The organism is Nocardioides sp. (assembly GCF_025964975.1).
Lineage (GTDB): Bacteria > Actinomycetota > Actinomycetes > Propionibacteriales > Nocardioidaceae > Nocardioides.
The window spans coordinates 1-4,667 of the sequence record NZ_JAOPXV010000153.1; the positions used below are offsets into that span (position 1 = coordinate 1).

At 68.6% G+C, this 4,667-nt stretch carries 5 protein-coding genes; 3 read left to right on the forward strand and 2 right to left on the reverse strand.

The genetic code is table 11. From position 1 onward, the window contains the following. The first annotated feature begins 19 nt into the window (after window positions 1–19). Entirely contained in the window at window positions 20–256 is a 237-nt protein-coding gene (gene rpsR / locus JWN68_RS11930) for a 30S ribosomal protein S18 (RefSeq protein WP_017933521.1), read from the forward strand. Window positions 257–270: 14 nt separating this feature from the next. After that, window positions 271–717: a 50S ribosomal protein L9 gene (rplI, locus tag JWN68_RS11935; RefSeq protein WP_297739012.1), complete on the forward strand. Its 447-nt coding sequence runs from the start codon at window positions 271–273 to the stop codon at window positions 715–717. An 80-nt stretch (window positions 718–797) separates the two neighbouring features. Here the strand turns inward: rplI and JWN68_RS11940 are convergent, their stop codons facing one another. Together JWN68_RS11940 and JWN68_RS11945 are read right to left on the reverse strand one after the other, a co-directional pair. After that, window positions 798–1,325 carry a hypothetical protein gene (locus tag JWN68_RS11940; protein WP_297739014.1) on the reverse strand — a complete coding sequence of 176 codons (528 nt, stop codon included), beginning with the start codon at window positions 1,323–1,325 and terminating at the stop codon, window positions 798–800. Further along, window positions 1,322–2,659, reverse strand: a complete 1,338-nt coding sequence (locus tag JWN68_RS11945) for an MATE family efflux transporter (RefSeq protein ID WP_297739018.1) — start codon at window positions 2,657–2,659, stop codon at window positions 1,322–1,324. Before JWN68_RS11945 ends, JWN68_RS11940 begins: the two co-directional genes overlap by 4 nt. A 540-nt stretch (window positions 2,660–3,199) precedes the next feature. Here JWN68_RS11945 and dnaB point away from each other — a divergent pair. Beyond that, entirely contained in the window at window positions 3,200–4,606 is a 1,407-nt protein-coding gene (dnaB, locus tag JWN68_RS11950) for a replicative DNA helicase (RefSeq protein ID WP_297739019.1), read from the forward strand. Window positions 4,607–4,667 lie beyond the last annotated feature (61 nt).

Below are 4,667 nucleotides of genomic sequence, written 5' to 3' on the forward strand. Positions count from 1 at the left end.
CTAGAAAGGGAGCACCACAATGGCCAAGGCAGTGATTCGCAAGCCGAAGAAGAAGGTTTGCCAGTTCTGCAAGGAGAAGGCGACTGGTGTCGACTACAAGGACACCACCCTGCTCCGGAAGTTCATCTCCGACCGAGGCAAGATTCGCGCGCGTCGCGTGACCGGCAACTGCGTCCAGCACCAGCGGGACGTCGCGATTGCGGTCAAGAACGCTCGCGAGGTTGCGCTTCTGCCCTACACGTCCACCGGTCGCTGAGAGGAGATCACCTGATGAAACTCATTCTGACGCAGGAGGTCGACGGCCTCGGTGCTCCCGGCGACGTGGTCGAGGTCAAGGACGGCTACGGCCGCAACTACCTCATCCCGCGCGGCCTCGGCCTCCGCTGGACCCGTGGTGGCGAGAAGACCATCGAGTCGATCAAGGCGGCGCGCCAGGCGCGTGCCGCTCGCGACTCCGACCACGCGACCGAGATCAAGAACAAGCTCCAGTCCAACCCGGTCAACGTCAAGGTGCGCTCCGGCGAGGGTGGCCGCCTCTTCGGCGCTGTCACCACCTCCGAGATCGCCGACGCGATCACCGCGGTCTCCGGAGAGAAGGTCGACCGTCGCACCATCGTGGTGACCCAGCCCATCAAGTCGCTGGGTGTCCACGAGGTGTCGGTCAAGCTGCACGACGAGGTGAGCGCCAAGGTCTCGCTCAACGTCGTTCCGGGCTGACCCATCGCACGCACGTCCGGCCCGTCTGCTCCTTCGAGCAGGCGGGTCGTTCGTCATTTCGGGCCGGGCGCTGTGTGACGTCAGGCGGGTCGGACGGGTGCAGCGTCCGGTGCCCAGCGCCGGTCGGCGTGGGCGAAGAGCAGGACGATGAGCAGCAGCACCACCGCTGCGGCGCCGGCGTAGATGGCGGGCAGGAGGTCGTCGGACCCCAAGGCGAAGGCCAGCACCGGGGCGGCTGCGAGCACCGCGTTGAGGACCATCGTGGTGCGGAGCCACGCGGCCGCCTTCGCGTCGCGGGCAGCTTGGGCTAGAGCCGCCAGCCGGTGGCACAGCACCACGCAGAAGAGCACCTGCGGCAGGTTGACGGCCCACCGGAGCGAGGGTTCGCTGCGGTCGAGAGCCTCCTGCGTCGCGGGGAACCAGACGACGCACGCCACGACGAGGGCGGCGCCGGCCAGCGTCAGCAACGGCGTCGGGTCGAGCAGGCGGCGTACGCCCCACAGGACGAGGAGCCAGCCGAGCGGGTCGGGCAGGGCGTCGTACCCGTCGAACCTCGCCACCAGCACCACGATGACCAGCCCCATCGCGATCGACGCCAGCGGCTTCATGGGCGAGAGGCTAGCGAGCCGGTGACCAGCCATGCGTCACCCCGGGCTCGGCGGGTGAGCAGGACGAAGCGAGCGCCCATGAACACGGCCGCCATCGCCACCCAGACCGGTACGAGCCCGCCGGGACCGGCGGCCGCCAGCAGGGCGATCGGCGTGTAGATCGCCAGCACAGCCAGCCCGGCCCAGGCGAGGTAGCGCCCGTCGCCCGCGCCGATCAGGACACCGTCCAGCACGAAGACCACGCCGGCGATCGGTTGACCCAGGGCAGCGACCAGCAGCACCGGCACCAGCAGGCGCTGCACGTCGGGGTCGGGTGAGAAGAGGGGGCCGAGGAGTGGGGAGGCGGCGGCGAGCAGCACCCCGCTGGCGATCCCGGCGCCCCATCCCCACTGCACCATCCGCCGGGTCAGGCGGCGGGTGCTCTCGACGTCGCCGGCGCCGAGGGCACGGCCGGTGATGGCCTGAGCGGCGATCGCCAGCGCATCGAGGGCGAAGGCCAGGAAGGTCCACAGCGTGATCGCGATCTGGTGGGTCGCCAGATCGATCTCGGCGTCGCGACCGGCGATGGTCACGGCGTAGGTGCCGACCAGGAGGCAGGCCCGCAGCGTCAGGGTGCGTAGGACGAGGGGGATGCCGGTGACGGCGGCGGCGATGATCCCGGCCCGGTCCGGGGTGAGGGGAGCGTGTTCCCGGCGGGCGGCCTTCGCCACCACGGCGACGAGGACCCCCGCGCTCGCGACCTGGGCGATCACCGAGCCGAGGGCAGAACCGGCGATCCCGAGGTCCAGGCCGTAGACGAGGACGACGTTGAGCACGATGTTCGCGACGTTGCCGCCGATCGCGACCCACAGGGGAGTGCGGGTGTCCTGGAGGCCACGCAGCACGCCGGTGGCGGCGAGCATCAGGAGCAGCGGGATGGTCCCGAAGATCGCCACGGACAGGTAGGCGGTCCCCTGGTCGCTGACCGCTGAGCCCGCCCCGAAGAGCTCGACCAGTGGGCGCGCGAAGACGACGCCCACCAACGTCACCACAGCACCGATCAGGACAGCGAGCCAACAACCGTCGATCCCTTGGGTCAGGGCCGCTCGCACGTTCCCCGCGCCGAGGTGACGCGCGACGCTGGCCGTGGTGCCGTAGGCCAGGAATACGCAGAGTCCGACGAGGGTCTGGAGGATCGCGCCCGCGATCCCGAGGCCGGCGAGCTGCGCCGTACCGAGGTGCCCGACGATCACCGCGTCGGAGAGGAGGAACAGCGGCTCGGCCACCAGGGCGAGGAAGGCCGGCACCGCCAGTCGCAGGATCTCGCGATCGGTATGGCGGCTGGTGGGCGTCACTCACGGATTGTAAAGGTCTGAAGGGCACACTGGTCCTGACCTGTCCGCCGATCAGCTGGTTGACCTAGTCATTTGTGACTACCTGTGTATGAACGGTGTAAAACGTCGGGTTGTCCGGTCCATCGGGCGGCTTGTCGACAAACCGACCCGCGATATCCAGATGGCGAGAAGGGGGTCGATCCACGCCCCATTTGTTTTTCCTCCACAGGTAGGGGAGACCGTTTCCGCAGGTCAGAGGCGCTTTGCCGGGGCTTCACCCGGCGTTTTCCACAAGCGCCTCCCCATCTGGTGCACACCTGGTGGCGTGTCGTCCACGGGCGAGCCCCACTTATCAACAGGTCTTGTGGATAACTCGGCTTCCGAGACTGGCCGCGGTGCCCTCGGGCGACGTAGCGTCGCGCAGACGCCCGCACCGGTGACTCGTTCAGCGGTGGCGGTGGGCCGACCGTTGTCGGTGGCCGCCTCTACCGTCGCAGGAAGGGTCGGGTCGTAGGAGTTGCACGGTCAGCAGGCGCATCCGCGCATACGAGGGGACACCGGTTGAGCATCACCGAGCAGGGTCGCAGCGAGACCGACTTCGAGTGGGGGGACGGGCCGGCTGCCTACGAGCCCGGGCAGGCGCCGCGTCGTCCCGGCGACCGGACTCCGCCCCAGGACAACGCTGCCGAGCAGAGTGTCCTGGGTGCCATGCTGATCTCCAAGGACGAGATCGCCAACGTCACCGAGACGCTGCGCGGCCCCGACTTCTACCGACCCGCTCACGAGGTCATTCACGACGCGATCATCGACCTCTTCGGCCGAGGCGAGCCCGCCGACCCGATCACGGTCGCGGCCGAGCTGAGCCGCAAGGGCGAGCTCGAGCGGGTCGGCGGAGCGCCCTACCTCCACACGCTCTCGGCCAACGTGCCGATCGCCGCCAACGCCTCCTACTACGCAGAGATCGTGCGGGAGAAGTCGATCCTGCGCCGCCTCGTCGACGCCGGGACCAAGATCGTGCAGATCGGCTACGCCGGCGAGGGCGCGGTCGACGACGTGGTCGACCAGGCGCAGGCCGAGGTCTACAAGATCACCGACCGCCGCACGGCCGAGGACTACGCGCCGCTCAGCGACATCATGAACCCCGTCCTCGACGAGATCGAGGCAATCGGCAACCGCGAGGCCGGCCTGTACGGCGTGCCCACCGGCTTCGCCGACCTCGACGAGCTCACCAACGGTCTCCACTCCGGCCAGATGATCATCGTGGCGGCCAGACCCGCTATGGGGAAGTCGACCCTCGCTCTGGACTTCTGCCGGGCCGCCTCGATCGCCAACAACCTGACCAGCGTCTTCTTCAGCCTGGAGATGACCCGCACCGAGATCATGATGCGCCTGCTGTCGGCCGAGGCGAAGGTGCCGCTCAACCACATCCGCAACGGCCAGATGACCGACCAGGACTGGGACCACCTCGCCCGCAAGATGGGCCAGGTCTCCGGGGCGCCGATGTTCATCGACGACTCGCCCAACATGACGATGATGGAGATCCGGGCCAAGGCGCGCCGCCTCAAGCAGCGCCACGACCTCAAGCTGATCGTCATCGACTACATGCAGCTGATGAGCTCGGGCAAGAAGGTCGAGTCCCGCCAGCTCGAGGTCTCGGAGTTCTCGCGGCAGATCAAGCTGCTCGCCAAGGAGCTCGAGCTGCCGATCATCGCGCTCTCGCAGCTCAACCGTGGGCCCGAGCAGCGCGCCGACAAGCGACCGATGATGAGCGACCTCCGTGAGTCCGGCTCGCTCGAGCAGGACGCCGACATGGTGATCCTCCTGCACCGCGACGACGTCTACGAGAAGGAGTCGACCCGCCCCGGCGAGGCCGACCTGATCGTGGCCAAGCACCGCAACGGTCCCACCCGCGACATCACCGTGGCCTTCCAGGGCCACTACTCGCGCTTCGTCGACATGGCGCACTGACCCCCGCTCGACCCCTGCGCGGCAGCGCGGAGTCTGAGCCGCACCCGGTGCGCCGCAGACT

Excerpts from the sequence above, each read along its gene's own strand:
- rpsR (WP_017933521.1), top strand. The coding sequence starts at position 20 with ATGGCCAAGGCAGTGATTCGCAAGCCGAAGAAGAAGGTTTGCCAGTTC.
- rplI (WP_297739012.1), top strand. The coding sequence starts at position 271 with ATGAAACTCATTCTGACGCAGGAGGTCGACGGCCTCGGTGCTCCCGGC.
- JWN68_RS11940 (WP_297739014.1), bottom strand. The coding sequence starts at position 1,325 with ATGAAGCCGCTGGCGTCGATCGCGATGGGGCTGGTCATCGTGGTGCTG.